Origin of the sequence: Amycolatopsis coloradensis (genome assembly GCF_037997115.1) — a bacterium.
Lineage (GTDB): Bacteria > Actinomycetota > Actinomycetes > Mycobacteriales > Pseudonocardiaceae > Amycolatopsis > Amycolatopsis coloradensis_A.
The window spans coordinates 2121823-2137341 of record NZ_CP150484.1 but is presented as its reverse complement, the minus strand read 5'-3'; the positions used below and the strand labels follow the sequence as shown (position 1 = coordinate 2137341).

Sequence of the window (15519 nt, the reverse complement as noted above, 5' to 3'; positions counted from 1 at the left end):
TCCGTGTCAGGCTGTCCGCGTGCGCACGCTGATGACCATGTCACTCCTGCTGGCCGCCGTCCTCGGTGGCTGCGCCGCCGCGCCGGTGAGCGACGCCGCCCCGCCCGCGCCCGAGAAATTCAAGGTGCGGGTGCTCTCGACCCTGCCCCACGACCCGGCCGCCTTCACCCAGGGCCTCGAGTTCTCCGGCGAGACGCTGTACGAGGGGACCGGCCTGGTCGGGAAGTCGTCGATGCGGGCCGGGCCCCCGGGAGCGGCGCCGTCGGTCCGGCAGGACCTGCCCGACCTGTTCGGCGAGGGCATCACCGTGCTGGGGCCGACGGCCTGGCAGATCACCTGGCAGGACGGCGTCGCGATCGAACGCGACGCCAAGACGCTGGCCGAGCTGAGGCGCGTGAACTACACCGGCGAGGGCTGGGGGCTGTGCCACCGCGACGGGCAGCTGGTGATGAGCGATGGGTCGTCGAAGCTGACCTTCCGTGACCCCGTGACCTTCGCGCCGACAGGCGGTGTCGATGTCGGCCGTGACCAGCTGAACGAGCTGGAATGCGTCGGGGGCTCCGTGTACGCGAACGTCTGGCAGACCGACCGGATCCTGCGGATCGACGCCGCGACCGGGCGGGTGACCGGCGAGATCGACGCGTCCGGGCTCCTCACTCCCGAGGAGCGGAGCTCCGCCGACGTCCTCAACGGCATCGCGGCGGTGCCGGGGACCGACGAATTCCTGATCACCGGCAAGCTCTGGCCCAGGATGTTCCGCGTGAAATTCGTCGCGACCACCTAGAAAGCAGTGGTGAACGCGCGAAGCGAGACCCGCGTAAGGCAGGATTGAAGCGTGGGAATCTTCGGCTCGAACTCTGGACCCGACGGCACGCCTTCCGGCAGGCCGGGCAAGGAGCGTGGCCGCAAGAGCAAGCGGAAGTGGACGCCGGAGCCGGGAGCCGCCCAGGTACGCAACTGGTCCGCGCCACCGCCCACCCGCGTCGACCAGCAGCCGGTGCCGCCCGCGGCCCGTCCGCAGCACCAGCCCCACTACCAGCCGCATCCCGCCGGGCCGACCGCCGACGAGGCACGCACCAGCGCGATCCCGATGGGGCACCACCAGCCGCCCCCGCCGAGGACCCCTCCCCGCGGCGCGCGGCCGTATCCGGATCCTTCGCAGCGGCAGACCGAACCCGTCCGGCGCCGTCCGGGCGGGTTCTACGACGAGCACCCGCCGGGCAGCGGCGAGTACGAGCACTACGACACCGGTGGCTACGCGGGTGAGCCGCGTGTCGCCCAAGAGCAGCCGCACGAGCATCCGACGACCGCGGTCCCGCCACGCGCGGGCTCCCTGCCGAAGATGCCGAAGAAGATCACGGTCACCCGGGTCGCGGCGATGCGCAGCCGTCAGCTCACCGGGCAGGCCGTCGGAGCCTTCCAGCGCGCGACGAAGGCGGACGGCGCCGACAAATCGGGCCTGACGTCGCTGACGTACGCGGTGATGCTGAACTACGCCAGCGACGCCGCCATGGCGATCGCGCTGGCCAACACCTTGTTCTTCGCCGCCACCAGCGGGGAGAGCAAGGGCAAGGTCGCGCTCTACCTGCTCATCACGATCGCACCGTTCGCGCTGGTCGCGCCGGTGATCGGCCCGGCGCTGGACAAGATCCAGCGCGGCCGCAGGCTCGCGATGTGCGTGTCCTCGGCGGGGCAGGCGCTGATGGCGATCGTGATGGCGCTGCACTTCGACGACTGGCTCCTGTACCCGGCGGCGCTGGGCATGATGGTGCTCTCGAAGTCGTTCACCGTGCTCAAGGCCGCCGTGACCCCACGGGTGCTGCCACCGGAGATCACGCTGTCCAAGACCAACGCGCGGCTGACCGTGTTCGGCCTGGTCGCCGCCGGTGCGTTCGGCGCGCTGGCGAGCGGGGTCAACGCGATCTGGGGCTCTCAGGGCGCGCTGTGGTTCACCATGCTGATCTGTGTCGCCGCCGCGGTGCAGTCGATGCGCATCCCGTCCTGGGTCGAGAAGACCGAGGGCGAGGTGCCGGCGTCGCTGTCCGCGCATCCCGAGCGGCGGGTCAAGAAGCAGCGGCAGCCGATGGGGCGGCAGATCGTCGTCTCGTTGTGGGGCAACGGCACCGTCCGCGTGCTGACCGGGTTCCTGATGATGTTCTCCGCGTTCGCGGTGAAGGCGCAGGCGGAAGGCAGCGGGCAGAGCCCGTTCGACCAGCTGCTGCTGCTCGGGATCATCGGTGCCGCGGCCGGTGTCGGCGGTTTCCTCGGCAACGCGCTTGGCTCGCGGCTGCACTTCGGCAAACCGGATCAGGTGATCCTGGCCTGTGTCGGGGCCTGTCTCGGCATCGCGATCATCGCCACCGTGGCGGCGGGACTGGCGACGGCGGCGATCGTGGCGCTCGTCGGCGCGACCGCGAGCGCGCTGGCGAAGATCAGCCTCGACGCCGTCATCCAGGAAGACCTGCCGGAAGAGTCGCGCGCGTCGGCGTTCGGGCGGTCGGAGACCGTGCTGCAGATGTCCTGGTGCTTCGGCGGTGCCGTCGGCCTGCTGCTGCCGCCGACGTACTGGATCGGCTTCCTGGTGCTGTCGATCCTGCTGACCGTCGGGTTCACGCAGACGTTCATGGTCCGGCGCGGCACTTCGCTGATCCCGGGGCTCGGCGGCGACCGGCCGCTGCGCCCGGAGCCGACGAGCGAATCGCCGATCCCCTCGCAGCCCGGTGACTCCCGGTGGCGGCCAGGCTCGTAATCTTCACCGTATGCGGCGACTTCGTATTTTGGCCCTACTCGCGGCGGGTGGTTTCGTGGTGGCCGGTTGTGCGGCCCCCGGCCCCGAAGAGGTGACCTTCTTCGCCGACGGCAAGACGGTGAACGTCGCCCCGCTGGCGTCCTGCGACATCAAGAGCGCGCAGTGCACCACCCGGCCCGACGCCGCGGGCAAGCTGCGCATCCGGCCGGGCAAGCCGGTGCAGATCTCGGTGCCGAGCGCGATCGCGGAGACACCGTGGAAGGTCACGGTGCAGTACGTGAACGGCAAGGGCGAGCCGCAGGAGCTCAAGCAGGACATCATCACGTCGCTGGACCGGTTCGCCTACACCGTGACGACGCCCCGGCCGGACGACCAGATCCTCGTCGTCGAGGTCGCGCAGGCTTCGGTGCTCAGCCGGACCGGGCGTCCGGAGGACGCGGAGGCGGTCACCACGGCGATCTGGTCGCTGCAGGTCGAGCCGCCGGCCGCCTGAGGGGAGCAAGGGACCTTTGCTACCGCGCGCGGCCTCTCGGTGCGGTCGACCTGCGCAGGTAAGTCCGTGAAGGTCTCCACGGACTTACCTACGACCGGCCTTCCCCGAGTCACGGCGCCACCAGGATTCGAGACACCGCGGGACGCCGTTGATGAGGGATTCGGGACGTTCAATGTCCCCGATCCCTCATCGACGAAACCGCCGGCCGCGCGGGTGGGTGAACAAATACGAATCCGCCAAGGAGGCCTTCACGGACCCGGGCGCGGCCGATCAGGGATCGAGGTCCCGGGCGACGGCGCGCATGATCTCGGCGATCTGCTTCGTGTTCTTCCGGTCCGGGTAGCGGTTGCGCCGCAGGTCCGGCTGCACCTTGAGCTCGAGCAGCTTGATCATGTCCTCGATGAGCCCGTGCAGCTCCTCGGCGGGACGGCGGCGCGCCTCGGCGACCGACGGCGGCGGGTCCAGCAGCCGGACGGAGAGCGCTTGCGGGCCGCGGCGGCCGTCGGCGACACCGAACTCGAGGCGCTGGCCCGCCTTGAGCCCTTCGACGCCCTGCGGCAGCGCGGCTTTGCGGATGTAGACGTCGGCGCCCCCATCCTGGGTGACGAAACCGAAACCCTTCTCCGCGTCGTACCACTTGACCTTGCCGGTCGGCACTTCCCTCACCAGTCCTTTGCTGTCCTGCTCACAACGAACGCGCCCGGGGCGTACCCAGGGCGCGCGTCCCATAAGCGTATCTCGCCACACGCCCTGTGGAGAAGCGGATACCGGCGGATACCCTCTGCTTCATGGAGACCGCAGTAAAGGAGGCCGCTGTGGCCGTCCCCGAAAAGCCCGGCAAACCGATCCTCATGCGCGTCGGCATCGGCCTGTTCGCGCTCGGCATGATCGCCGTCACAGCGGTGTTCGTGCTGTTCGCCGCCGGACTGGAGAACCTGCCGGTGTGGCTGTCCGCCGCGGCGGGTGTGATCACTCCGCTGGGGCTGGCCCTCGGCCTGATCGCCCTGATCCGCGAGGCTCGCCGAAAGAGCTGAGCCAGCCGGGGAACTCGGTCAGCGAGTCGAACACCACGTCGGCCCCTTCCGCGAGCAACTCCTCCTTGGTGCATGGGCCGGTCGTGACCCCGATGGGGACCGCACCGGCCGCCAGTGCGCCGCGGATGTCGCCGAGGTGGTCCCCGACGTAGACACGGGCGCCGTGCTCGGTGAGCGCGGCGGCCTTCTCGGTCGACCACAGCTCCCCCACCAGGACGTCGACCTCGAGACCGAGCGCGTCCAGGTGGAGTTTCGCGTTGGGCGCGTACTTCCCGGTGACGACGACGGTGCGCCCACCCGCCTCGCGGACCGCGTGCAGTGCCTCGGCCGCGCCGGGCATCGCGACCGTCACGGGCACGACCGTCTCCGGGTACATCGCGCGGAAGCGCGTCACCAGCTCCGGGATGCGCTCCTCCGGCGCCCCGAAGCCCCGCAGGCTGGCGTCGAGCGGCGGGCCGAGGTTGGCCGCGAAGTACTCGCCGTCCAGCGGCAGGCCGGACTCCACGCCGAGCGCGTTCATCACCGCGACCATGCCCGGCCGCGGATCGATCAATGTCATGTCGAGGTCGAACCCCACGGTGATGCCCACACGGCCACGGTAGCCGCAGCCACCGACTGATTTACACCGGATGGGTGCCCGTCAACTTCTTTGACATGGACGCGATCTGTGTCAAGCTGGAAGTGTGGGCGACATCACGAGCTTCTCCGATCGAACCAAGGCCTCTCTGCGGGAGGCTCTGCTCGACGCGGCCACCGACCTGCTCACCGAACGCGGCTACACGGCCCTGCGGATGGCGGACGTCGCCGCCCGCGCCGGAGTGAGCAGGCAGACCGTCTACAACGAGTTCGGCAACAAGGGCACGCTCGCCGAGTCCGTGATCCTCCGGACGACGTCGGAGTTCCTGGAAGGCATCCGCCTGCGCGTCCAGGACGCGCGGGACCTGCGCGACGGGATCCGGGTGGCGGTCGTCCACACGATCGAGCACGCCCGCGAGAACCGGCTCGTCGCCACGACACTCGGCACCGAAGCGGGCGAGGATCTCCTTCCCCTGCTGACCACCAAAGGCGAACCGATCCTGACCGCGGCCACCGAGGTCGCGGCCGGGCAGTACCGCGAGTTCGAGCCGTCGCTGTCCCCGGAATCCGCCGCGCTGCTGGCGGAGACCGTCGTGCGGCTTTCCCTCTCCCATCTCGTCATGCCGACGCATTCGGCCGACGAGGCGGCGGCTTCGGTCGTCGCCGTGCTGGCGCCCGCCATCCGGGCGCTGACCACCGATTAGTCCACAATGGAGTGACATGAAGGGTACGTCATGACCGATACGCTCTCCGAACTGCGGACCGGTTTTTCCTCACTGCGCGAAGGCGGGCTGAATTGGGACTCGTTCCCCTTGCGGCTGTTCGTCAAGGGGAACAAGAAGTTCTGGAATCCCGCCGACATCGACTTCTCCCGGGAGCGCGAGGGCTGGGAGACGCTCAACCCGGAGCAGCAGCGGTCGGCGACGTACCTGGTGTCGCAGTTCATCGCAGGCGAAGAGGCTGTCACCGAAGACATCCAGCCGTTCATGCGGGCGATGTCCGCGACCGGGCGCTTCGGCGACGAGATGTACCTGACGCAGTTCTGCTTCGAAGAGGCCAAGCACACCGAGGTGTTCCGCCGCTGGATGGACGCCGTCGGGCTGACCGAGGACCTGCATCCGTACGTCGCGGAGAATCCGCACTACCGCAAGCTTTTCTACGAAGAGCTGCCGCAGTCCTTGCGTGCGCTGGAGGACGATCCCAGTCCGCTCAACCAGATCCGCGCGAGCGTCACCTACAACCACGTCATCGAAGGCAGTCTCGCGCTGACCGGGTACTACTCGTGGCAGCTGATCTGCACGCAGCACAACATCCTGCCGGGTGTGCAGGAGGTGGTACGCCGTATCGGCGACGACGAACGCCGCCACATGGCGTGGGGCACCTTCACCTGCCGCCGCCACGTCGCCGCGGACGACTCGCTGTGGGACGCGGTGCAGCAGCGGATGGGCGAGCTGCTACCCCACGCGCTCGACATGATCCAGTGGGTGCAGAGCCAGTTCGAAGAGACTCCCTTCGACTTCGACCAGGAGCAGATCACCCAGTACGCGGCCGACCGGGCGCAGCGCCGGCTGGGCGCGATCGAATCCGCGCGCGGGATGCCGGTGGAGCAGATCGACCTCGACTACTCGCCGGAGAACCTCGAAGAGACCTTCGGCGAAGAAGACGCGAAGGCGATCGCCGCGGCCGCCGCCAACACCGCGGCCTAGCGCGTGAAGGCCCCCTTCACTCGGCTGAACCGACGGAAGGGGGCCTTCACGCGCTTTCGAAGGTCATCCGGCGGGCCAGCAGACGGCGTGCGTGCGGCCGTTCTCGTTGCCGGACAGGCCGATGATCGTCCCGTTCGCCGTGATGTGGTCGGCGACGCTGTAGGTACCGCCCGGCAAAAGCGCCGAGCACCGTCCGGGTGCCGTCGGCGGCCCACTTCGTCGCGATGTTGTTCACCGCCGAGGCCCGGCAGCGCGGAAATGCGACCCCGCGGGTCCCATTTCGCCGCGTGGTACTTGATCTGGCGTCCAGCGGCGTGGACGAGCCGACCATGACGCCGTCGTCGTTGACCGCGTTGACCTGGCTGTACTGGTCTCCCGGCAGGGTTCCCAGATCGATGGGGGCGGTCGCGGGAGCCGCGGCGACAGCGGCAGGACGATCGCCGAGACGGCCAGGGCGAGAACTCTTCTGCTTCGCTCGAGTTTCATTCTTCCCCCTCGCGGCCGTTCGGATCCACCGCGAAGGGAACACGCGGCAAAACTGTGACAGGTTGCCCCCGAAGTGTCAGGCGTGTTTGGTAGCCGCCGCCTTTTCGAGTCCGAGGATGCTGATCGACTCCGCCCGCATCTCGACCTTGCGCACCTTGCCGGTCACCGTCATCGGGAACTCCTCGACGACATGGACGTACCGCGGGATCTTGTAGCGCGCCAGCTTCCCCTCGCAGAACTCCCGCACGGCTTCGGCCGTCAGCGGCTCCGCGCCCTCGCGCATGCGGACCCACGCCATCAGTTCCTCGCCGTACTTCTCGTCCGGGACGCCGATGACCTGCGCGTCGAGGATGTCCGGATGGGTGTAGAGGAACTCCTCGATCTCGCGCGGGTACAGGTTCTCACCGCCGCGGATGACCATGTCCTTGATCCGGCCGGTGATGTTGACGTACCCGTCGGCGTCCATGATCGCGAGGTCGCCGGTGTGCATCCACCGCGCCGCGTCGATCGCCTCGGCCGTCTTGTCGGCCTGCTCCCAATAGCCGAGCATCACCGAGTAGCCGCGTGTGCAGAGTTCGCCGGGTTCGCCGCGCGGCACGGTCAGCCCGGTCTCCGGATCGACGACCTTGACCTCCAGATGCGGCCCGACCCGCCCGACCGTCGACACCCGCCGTTCCACCGAATCGTCCGCGCGGGTCTGCGTGGACACCGGCGACGTCTCGGTCATGCCGTAGCAGATCGACACCTCCGCCATGCCCATCCGGTCGATGACCTGTTTCATCACCTCGACCGGGCACGGCGAGCCCGCCATGATCCCGGTGCGCAGCGAGGACAGGTCGTGTGAAGCGAAGTCCGGGTCGGCCAGTTCGGCGATGAACATCGTCGGAACGCCGTACAGGGACGTGCATTTCTCGGCCGCGACGGCTTCGAGGGTGGCCTTCGGCTCGAACGCGGGCGCCGGGATGACCATGCACGCGCCGTGGGTCGTCGCCGCGAGATTGCCCATCACCATGCCGAAACAGTGGTAGAAGGGCACGGGGATGCAGATCTTGTCGGCTTCGGTGTAGTTGCAGAGTTCGCCGACGAAGTAGCCGTTGTTGAGGATGTTGTGGTGGCTCAGCGTGGCGCCCTTGGGGAAACCCGTGGTGCCGGACGTGTACTGGATGTTGATCGGGTCGTCCGCGGACAGTTCGCCTTGGCGCTTGGCGAGCCTCGACGGATCCGCGCCGCGTCCGTTCTCCAGCAGCGACGTCCACTCCTCGCTTTCGAGCAGCACGACGTGTTCCAGCGCCGGGCATTTCGGTCCCGCTTCGGCGATCATGCCCGCGTAGTCCGACGTCTTGAACGACGCCGCGGCCACGATGAGCTTGATCCCGGCCTGGTTCAGCACGTACTCGAGTTCGTGCGAGCGGTACGCCGGGTTGATGTTGACCAGGATCGCGCCGATCTTCGCGGTCGCGTACTGGACGCAGGTCCACTCCCACCGGTTCGGCGACCAGATGCCGACGCGGTCGCCCTTGGCGATCCCGAGGTCCAGCAGGCCCAGTGCGAGCGCGTCCACCTCGGCTGCGAGTTCGGTGTAGGTCCAGCGTTTCCCGGCGGCGCGGTCGACGAGCGCGTCCCGGTCGCCGAAGGCGGCGACGGTGCGGTCGAAGTCGTCCCCGATGGTGTCCCCCAGCAGCGGGGTGTCCGAGATTCCCGATGCGTAGCTCGGCAAGGCGGGGGCGTCGGGCATGGAGACTCCTGCGTTCGGCGGCATCGACGCGTCGAGTCTAGGAACGCGGCGTGACGGCGGCCACCTGCAAGTGGAGACCACCTCAGGGGAAACCCGGAGGCCGGGTCCGGCCGTGGCCGATATCGTCGGAGACATGCGCCTCTACATCGTCGACGCCTTCACCTCCGAGGCCTTCGCCGGTAACTCCGCCGGCGTCGTGCTGCTGGACTCGCCGGGTGACGCGGGCTGGATGCAGTCCGTCGCCGCCGAGTTGAGGCACGCCGAGACGGCCTTCGTCGAGGTCGGTGGCGAAGGCCCGAAGTCGCTTCGCTGGTTCACGCCGGAGACCGAAGTCGACCTGTGCGGGCACGCGACGCTGGCGACCACGCACGTCCTCGGCGGCGAACAGACCTTCACGACGAAAAGCGGCGAGTTGCGCTGCCGCGCCGAAGACGGCTGGGTGTCGATGGACTTCCCGTCGGACCCGCCCCGCGAGTCGGACGACGATCTGTCGTCGATCCTGCCGGGCGTCTCCTTCGAGTACGTCGGGCGCAGTAAGCACAACCTGTTCGCGGTGGTGGACGACGCGTCCGTGGTGCGCTCGCTCGCCCCGGACCTCGCCGCGCTGCGCGCGCACTGGAACGGACGGCTGATGGTCACCGCGCCGGGTGATGTGGAGGGGATCGACTTCGTCACCCGGTTCTTCGCGCCGGGCGTCGGCATCGACGAAGACCCGGTCACCGGCTCCGCGCACTGTGTCCTCGCGCCGTACTGGTCCGCTCGCCTCGGCCGGGACAAGCTCGTCGGCGAACAGGCCTCGGCCCGCGGCGGCATCGTGCGGATGAACCTCGAAGGCGACCGCGTTTTGCTTTCGGGGCAGGCGGTCACCGTGGCCAGCGGGGAGTTGCACGTCTGATGCGCCTGATCCTGAACGTCATCTGGCTCGTGCTGTGCGGCCTGTGGATGGCGCTCGGCTACGTCGTCGCCGGCGTCATCTGCTGCATCCTGATCGTCACCATCCCGTTCGGGCTGGCGTCGTTCCGGATCGCGGCCTACGCGCTCTGGCCGTTCGGCCGCACCGTGGTGGACCGGCGCGACGCCGGGGCCGCGTCGACGATCGGCAACGTCATCTGGTTCCTCTTCGCCGGGCTTTGGCTCGCGATCGGGCACGTGCTGACCGGGGTGGCGCTCTGCGTCACGATCGTCGGGATCCCGCTCGGCGTGGCGAACTTCAAGATGATCCCGGTCTCGCTGATGCCGCTGGGCAAGGAGATCGTGGAGCTTCCCTGACGATCAGTCCTCGGGTTCCCAGGGCAGCGGCACGATGAGGCACGGGCCGCCGACGAACAACCCGCCGTCGATCCCCAGCGCCTTCCCGCCCGCGTAGAGGTACGGTCCCTCGATCTGCGCGGGGTGGATCCCGAGCTGGTCGGCGATGACGCTGTGCCCGTGCACGATCCGCTCGCCGCCGAGCCGGTCCATGACCTGCTGCGCGACGTCCGCGCCGTCCGGGCCGCGGAAGGCGTAGCGCGTGGTCATCCGCCGCCAGACGTCCCACCAGGCCTGGATGTCGCTGCCTTCGAGGATTTCGCGGCCGCGCGCGTTGATGCCGTCGATGTCCTCGCCCCAGTCGAGGTACTCGAGCGTGTCCGAATGCATCAGCAGATGGTCCGCGGCCAGCGTCAGCATCGGACGGGAGGTCAGCCATTCGATATGTTGCGGGGTGAGCCTGTCCTGGTCTTCGAGCAGCCCGCCGTTGATCTCCCAGCTGCGGGCGAAGCTGCGCGGACCGAAGTCGGACGGCACCTCGGTGTCGCCGAAGTGGTACATCCCGAGCAGCAGGATCTCGTGGTTGCCCAGCAGCGTCCCGCAGTGGCCGCCCGCCGTCGCGGCCTGCCGTTCCAGCCGCATCACCAGGTCGATGACGCCGACGCCGTCGGGCCCCCGGTCGACGAAGTCACCGAGGAACCAGAGGGTCGTCTCCCCACCGGACCAGTCGTCGTCGGAGTCGATCAGCCCCTTCTCCCGGAGCGCTTCGGCCAGCTCGTCCCGGTGTCCGTGCACGTCACCGACCACGTAGGTCGAGGACGCGGGCTGATCGTCGTGCATCGTCTGACGATAAGCCCTCCGCATGCGGCTGTGTCGCTCAGCCTGTTGGCGGAGCTGATGACGGCCCGCGAAACCGGCCGAAGGCCCCGCTACGGGGCGCGGTCGCTCGCCTCTCCACACCGAGGTTGGGGGACCTTCGCTCCCACCCCTGTGGAGAAGTGAGAAGTGACGGCGCCGCGCCCTGCAGACGTCGCTCTCGCACGCGGGTTCACCACGGACTCAGCCTTCGCCGAAGGGGTCGCCGGTGCGCCCGACCAGATCGGCGATGGAGTCGATGATCTTGGTCGGCCGGTACGGGTAGTGCTCGGCGCTCTCCCGCGTGGAGATGCCGGTGAGCACCAGGATCGTCTGCAATCCGGCCTCGATTCCCGAGTGGACGTCGGTGTCCATCCGGTCGCCGATCATCAGCGTCGACTCCGAATGCGCGCCGAGCCGCCGCAGCGCGGAGCGCATCATCAGCGGGTTCGGCTTGCCCACGTAGTACGGCGAGCGGCCGGTCGCCTTCTCGATCAGCGCCGCGACCGAGCCGGTGGCGGGCATCGAGCCCTCCATGCTCGGGCCGGTGGCGTCCGGGTTGGTCGCGATGAACTTGGCGCCGCCCTCGATGAGCCTGATCGCGCGGGTTATCGCGCTGAAGCTGTACGTGCGGGTCTCACCGAGTACCACGTAGTCCGGGTCGCGTTCGGTCAGCACGTAGCCGACCTCGTGCAGGGCCGTGGTGAGCCCGGCTTCGCCGATCACGAACGCCGAGCCGTTCGGCCGCTGCGACGCGAGGAACTTCGCGGTCGCCAGCGCGGAGGTCCAGATGGCCTCCTCGGGGATGTCGAGACCGGTCCGCTCGAGCCTCGCCCGCAGGTCGCGCGGGGTGTAGATCGAGTTGTTGGTCAGCACCAGGAAGCCGATGTCGTTGGCGCGCAGCTCCTTGAGGAACTCGTCCGCGCCGGGTACGAGGTGCTCCTCCTGGACCAGCACGCCATCCATGTCGCTGAGGTATGTCCAACGGCGCTCGTTCATACCGCCCACCCTAATGATCCGAGACGGCGTGAACAGCCACGGACGCCGCCTTGACCGAAAGATTGACCGGTGTGCCGGGTTCGAGCGCCAGCTCGGCGACCGCGGCCGGGGTGAGGTCCGCGGCGAGACCCGCCGCCCAGTCGTCGCCGCGGGCCCGGACACGGATCACCGGTCCGTGGGGTTCGAGCGCGTCGACGATTCCCTCGACGGTGTTGCGCGGGCTGCCCCGGTGCTCGCCGTCCCGCGGGTACACCGCCACGGCACTGGGCGCGAAGACGGCGACGGCCGCTTCGCCCTCGACGACGTCCTCGGCCGGAATTCCGGCCAACTGCCCGCCTGACGTGCGCAAACCGCCCTCGGCGGCGATGCCGGGCACCAGGTTCAGCCCGGCGATCCGCGCGGTGAACGCCGTGCGCGGCGCGGAGAGGACCTTGCGGGTCTCGCCGCGTTCGACGATCCGGCCGCCGTCGAGGACGGCGACGTGATCGGCCAGCGCCAGCGCGTCGAGGGGGTCGTGGGTGACCAGCACGGTCGGCGGCCCGGAACGCAGGACCCGCCGGAGCAGCCCCCGGATGGCGGGCGCCGCGTCGACGTCCAGCGCGGCGAAGGGCTCGTCGAGCAGCAGGAGTCCCGGCTCGGCGGCCAGCGCCCGCGCGATCGCGACCCGCTGCGCCTGCCCGCCGGAGAGCTGCGCGGGCCGCCGTGCGGCCAGTTCGAGAGCGTCCACTTCGGTCAGCCACTCCCGCGCACGCTTCTTCGCCTCGGCGCGGCCGGCACCGGTCGAGCGCGGCGCGAAGGCGACGTTGTCCAAAGCGGACAGATGCGGGAAGAGCAGCGCGTCCTGGGAGAGCAGGCCGATGCCGCGCGCGTGCGGCGGCAGGCCCGCCAGGTCGCGGCCGTCGAGGGTGATCCGTGCCCGGCCGGGCCGGAGCAGACCGGCGAGGCAACCGAGCACACTGGACTTCCCCGACCCGTTCGGGCCGAGCAGCGCGAGCACTCCGCCATCAGGGACTTCGAAGCCGACGTCCAAGGTGAACTCGCCGCGCCGGAGGGCGAGCTCGGCCGAAAGGGTCACGACCGGACTCCTTCGAGCGCGCGCGGCCGGGCGAGCGCGATCACCGCGACGGCGACCAGGATGAGCAGCAACGCGAGCGCCACCGCGCTGTCGACGTCGACCTCGGCCTGGGTGTAGACCTCCAGCGGCAGGGTCCGGGTCACCCCTTCCAGGCTGCCGGCGAAGGTGATCGTCGCGCCGAACTCGCCCAGCGCCCGCGCGAAGCTCAGCACGATGCCCGAACCGAGCGCGGGCAGCAGCAGCGGCAGCGTGACCCGGCGGAACACCGTCCACGGTTTGGCGCCCAGTGTGGATGCGACCCTTTCGTACCGGTCGCCGGCGCCCCGGAGAGCTCCTTCGAGGCTGACCACCAGGAACGGCATCGCGACGAACGTCTGCGCGATGACCACGGCCGCCGTGGTGAACGGCACCTGCTCACCGGTCAGGGTGGTCACCAGGATCCCGAGGAAACCCTTGCGGCCCAACAGGTACAACAACGCCAGGCCGCCGACCACCGGCGGCAGCACCAGCGGCAGCAGCACCACCGCGCGCAGCACGCGGACACCGCGCGCCCCCGAGCGCGCGAGCACCACGGCGAGCGGGACCCCGAGCAGCACACAGGCCACAGTGGACAGTCCGGCGGTGATCAGCGAGAGCTTGAGCGCGTTCAGCGACGACGTCGAGGTGATGAGGCTCGGGAAGCGGGTCAGGTCCGAACGCACCAGAAGGCCGACGACCGGCAGTACCACCAGCGCCAGCGCGCAGATCGCCGGCGGCCACAACACCCACGGCACCCCGGCCCCCGCATTTCGTCCTCTGAATGCGGTACTTGCGCGTGCATCTACCGCGTCCAGAGGACGAAATGCGGGGTCAGGGCGCACCAAAACCGGCCTTCGCGAGTTCGTTCTTGCCCTCCGCGCCGAGGACGAAGTCCCTGAACAGCCCGGCGAGCCGAGCCTGCGGAGCGTCCTTCACCACCGCGATCGGGTAGTCGTTGATCGCGCCCGCCGCCTCCGGGAAGTCCACCTTGTCCACCTTCGCGGCCGCGGAGGTCGCGTCGGTGACGTAGACGAGTCCCGCGTCGGCGTCACCCGACTGCACCTTCGCGAGCACAGACTTGACGTCCTGTTCCTCGCTCGCGGGCTTGAGCGTGACCCCGGACGACTGCTGGACCTTCTTCGCCGCCGACCCGCACGGCACCTGCGGCGCGCAGACGACGACGGTCAGCCCGTCCTGCGCGAGATCGGCCAGCCCCTTGATGCCCAGGGGGTTGCCCTTGCCGACCGCGATGGCGAGCCGGTTGGTGGCGAACACCGACGGCTGCCCGTCGAGCACCTCACCCTTGGCGGCCTTGTCCATATTGGCCTGATCGGCCGAGGCGAACACGTCCGCCTTCGCGCCCTGGGTCAGCTTCTGGACCAGCGCCGAGGAGCCCTCGAAGCTGAATTTCACGGTCACCCCGGAGTTCTGCGCCTCGAACCGCTTGCCCAGCGTCCCGAACGACTCGGTCAGCGACGCCGCGGCGAAGACGGTCAGCGTCCTTCCTCCTTCTTGAGGCGCCGCCTCCGAACCACAGGCCGTCGCGGCCAGCGCCAGCGCGAGCAGGACGGGCGCGAGCTTCCTCATCGGCTTCCTTCCGGGGTTTCGACCACGACGGTGGTCGCCTTGACGACCGCGACCGCGAGCACCCCCGGCCGCAGTCCGAGTTCGCGGACGGCCTCGGCGCTCATCAGGGAGACCACGCGATGCGGGCCGCACTGCAGCTCGACCTGTGCCATCACCTTGTCCGTGATCACCTCGGTGACGAGCCCGACGAACCGGTTCCGCGCGGAGCGGCCGACGCTCGAAGGGTCCTCAGGCTGTTCTGCCTGCGCTTTGGCGAACGCGGCGAGCTCGGCGCCGTCGACGACCTTGCGGCCCGCCGAGTCGCCGAACGCGGTCAACTGGCCGGCACGTACCCACCGGCGGACGGTGTCGTCGCTGACGCCGAGTAGACGAGCGGCCTCGGACAACCGGAATTGCGGCATGTCCGGAAGGTTACTTCCGCAGATGCGGAAAAGCTATGGACGCGAAGAATCGCCGGGGAGTTCGTCGCGGAGGCCGTCGAGCACCGCGCTCTGGAATCGCTCCAGCACTTTCCGTTCCTCGGGAGAGAACTGTTCGAGCACCGTCTTCATGTTCGTGTACGCGGATTCGAAGAGCGGCGCGTGCCGTTCCATGGCGCCGGGGACGACCTCGATCAGGACCTTCCGGCGGTCGGCGGTATCGCGGACACGGCGAGTGAGACCGGCCTTCTCGAGCCTGTCCATGACGCCGGTCACAGCACCCGTCGACAGTCCGGTCAGTTCGGCGATCCTGCCCGCCGTCAACGGTCCCGGCGCCTGGCCCGCCAGTTCGAGCACCTTGTGATCGGTGGCCGACAGGCCCATCCGCTCGGCGATCCTGGCGTGCCGGAGAACGGTCAGCGTGCTGCTCTCCCTGCCGAGATGGGCGAACCGGGCCAATTCCTCCGCCGAGAGCGGATATTTCGCCATCCGGAAACCCTTCCGATTCGGTGCCTGCGGAATTCTAGACAGTCGGTTTT

At 69.2% G+C, this 15519-nt stretch carries 18 protein-coding genes; 8 read left to right on the top strand and 10 right to left on the bottom strand.

Annotated elements, in window-relative coordinates:
- Window positions 1-19: 19 nt before the first annotated feature.
- From LCL61_RS09960 to LCL61_RS09950, 3 genes are read left to right on the top strand one after another with little or no spacing between them, the layout of a single operon-like run.
- Window positions 20-784: a glutaminyl-peptide cyclotransferase gene (locus LCL61_RS09960; RefSeq protein ID WP_340686570.1), complete on the top strand. Its 765-nt coding sequence runs from the start codon at window positions 20-22 to the stop codon at window positions 782-784.
- Window positions 785-835: 51 nt separating this feature from the next.
- On the top strand, window positions 836-2749 hold the full coding sequence (locus tag LCL61_RS09955; RefSeq protein ID WP_340686569.1) for an MFS transporter: 1914 nt from the start codon (window positions 836-838) through the stop codon (window positions 2747-2749).
- A gap of 28 nt (window positions 2750-2777) precedes the next feature.
- Window positions 2778-3242, top strand: a complete 465-nt coding sequence (locus LCL61_RS09950; protein ID WP_425342038.1) for a DUF2771 family protein — start codon at window positions 2778-2780, stop codon at window positions 3240-3242.
- Window positions 3243-3512: 270 nt separating this feature from the next.
- Here LCL61_RS09950 and LCL61_RS09945 read toward each other — a convergent pair whose 3' ends face one another.
- Window positions 3513-3899, bottom strand: coding sequence for a cold-shock protein (locus LCL61_RS09945; protein WP_016337551.1), 387 nt, complete (start codon window positions 3897-3899; stop codon window positions 3513-3515).
- A gap of 131 nt (window positions 3900-4030) precedes the next feature.
- Between LCL61_RS09945 and LCL61_RS09940 the strand changes: the two genes are divergently transcribed.
- On the top strand, window positions 4031-4276 hold the full coding sequence (locus LCL61_RS09940; RefSeq protein WP_125683903.1) for a hypothetical protein: 246 nt from the start codon (window positions 4031-4033) through the stop codon (window positions 4274-4276).
- On the opposite strand, the gene LCL61_RS09935 is transcribed toward LCL61_RS09940, so the two are convergent.
- The gene (locus LCL61_RS09935) at window positions 4212-4865 is read right to left on the bottom strand and encodes an HAD family hydrolase (protein ID WP_340686567.1); all 654 of its coding nucleotides are present in this window, start codon (window positions 4863-4865) and stop codon (window positions 4212-4214) included. The genes LCL61_RS09940 and LCL61_RS09935 overlap by 65 nt on opposite strands.
- A 94-nt stretch (window positions 4866-4959) precedes the next feature.
- Here LCL61_RS09935 and LCL61_RS09930 point away from each other — a divergent pair, with 94 nt between their 5' ends.
- On the top strand, window positions 4960-5556 hold the full coding sequence (locus LCL61_RS09930) for a TetR/AcrR family transcriptional regulator (protein WP_340686566.1): 597 nt from the start codon (window positions 4960-4962) through the stop codon (window positions 5554-5556).
- A 30-nt stretch (window positions 5557-5586) separates the two neighbouring features.
- Window positions 5587-6558, top strand: coding sequence for a R2-like ligand-binding oxidase (locus LCL61_RS09925; protein WP_340686565.1), 972 nt, complete (start codon window positions 5587-5589; stop codon window positions 6556-6558).
- A gap of 562 nt (window positions 6559-7120) precedes the next feature.
- Here LCL61_RS09925 and LCL61_RS09920 read toward each other — a convergent pair.
- Complete coding sequence (locus LCL61_RS09920) at window positions 7121-8779, bottom strand: AMP-binding protein (protein ID WP_340686564.1); 1659 nt, start codon at window positions 8777-8779, stop codon at window positions 7121-7123.
- Between the two features lie 133 nt (window positions 8780-8912).
- On the opposite strand from LCL61_RS09920, the gene LCL61_RS09915 reads away from it, so the two are divergent.
- Both LCL61_RS09915 and LCL61_RS09910 read left to right on the top strand, forming a co-directional pair.
- Window positions 8913-9674, top strand: coding sequence for a PhzF family phenazine biosynthesis protein (locus LCL61_RS09915; RefSeq protein WP_340686563.1), 762 nt, complete (start codon window positions 8913-8915; stop codon window positions 9672-9674).
- Window positions 9674-10048, top strand: coding sequence for a YccF domain-containing protein (locus LCL61_RS09910; RefSeq protein WP_340686562.1), 375 nt, complete (start codon window positions 9674-9676; stop codon window positions 10046-10048). The genes LCL61_RS09915 and LCL61_RS09910 overlap by 1 nt, the downstream gene beginning before the upstream one ends.
- Window positions 10049-10051: 3 nt before the next feature.
- On the opposite strand, the gene LCL61_RS09905 is transcribed toward LCL61_RS09910, so the two are convergent.
- From LCL61_RS09905 to LCL61_RS09875, 7 genes are all read right to left on the bottom strand, one after another.
- Window positions 10052-10867 (bottom strand): metallophosphoesterase, encoded by an 816-nt coding sequence (locus LCL61_RS09905; protein ID WP_340686561.1) that lies wholly within the window; start codon window positions 10865-10867, stop codon window positions 10052-10054.
- A gap of 219 nt (window positions 10868-11086) precedes the next feature.
- On the bottom strand, window positions 11087-11881 hold the full coding sequence (locus LCL61_RS09900; protein WP_034308369.1) for an HAD-IIA family hydrolase: 795 nt from the start codon (window positions 11879-11881) through the stop codon (window positions 11087-11089).
- A gap of 10 nt (window positions 11882-11891) precedes the next feature.
- Window positions 11892-12956, bottom strand: a complete 1065-nt coding sequence (locus LCL61_RS09895; protein WP_340686560.1) for a sulfate/molybdate ABC transporter ATP-binding protein — start codon at window positions 12954-12956, stop codon at window positions 11892-11894.
- Window positions 12953-13729 (bottom strand): ABC transporter permease, encoded by a 777-nt coding sequence (locus LCL61_RS09890; RefSeq protein WP_167373533.1) that lies wholly within the window; start codon window positions 13727-13729, stop codon window positions 12953-12955. The genes LCL61_RS09895 and LCL61_RS09890 overlap by 4 nt, the downstream gene beginning before the upstream one ends.
- 76 nt (window positions 13730-13805) lie before the next feature.
- Entirely contained in the window at window positions 13806-14561 is a 756-nt protein-coding gene (gene modA / locus LCL61_RS09885; RefSeq protein ID WP_340686559.1) for a molybdate ABC transporter substrate-binding protein, read from the bottom strand.
- Window positions 14558-14962, bottom strand: a complete 405-nt coding sequence (locus tag LCL61_RS09880) for a helix-turn-helix transcriptional regulator (protein ID WP_340686558.1) — start codon at window positions 14960-14962, stop codon at window positions 14558-14560. Before LCL61_RS09880 ends, modA begins: the two co-directional genes overlap by 4 nt.
- Before the next feature lie 33 nt (window positions 14963-14995).
- Window positions 14996-15469 carry a MarR family transcriptional regulator gene (locus tag LCL61_RS09875; protein ID WP_340686557.1) on the bottom strand — a complete coding sequence of 158 codons (474 nt, stop codon included), beginning with the start codon at window positions 15467-15469 and terminating at the stop codon, window positions 14996-14998.
- Window positions 15470-15519: the final 50 nt, after the last annotated feature.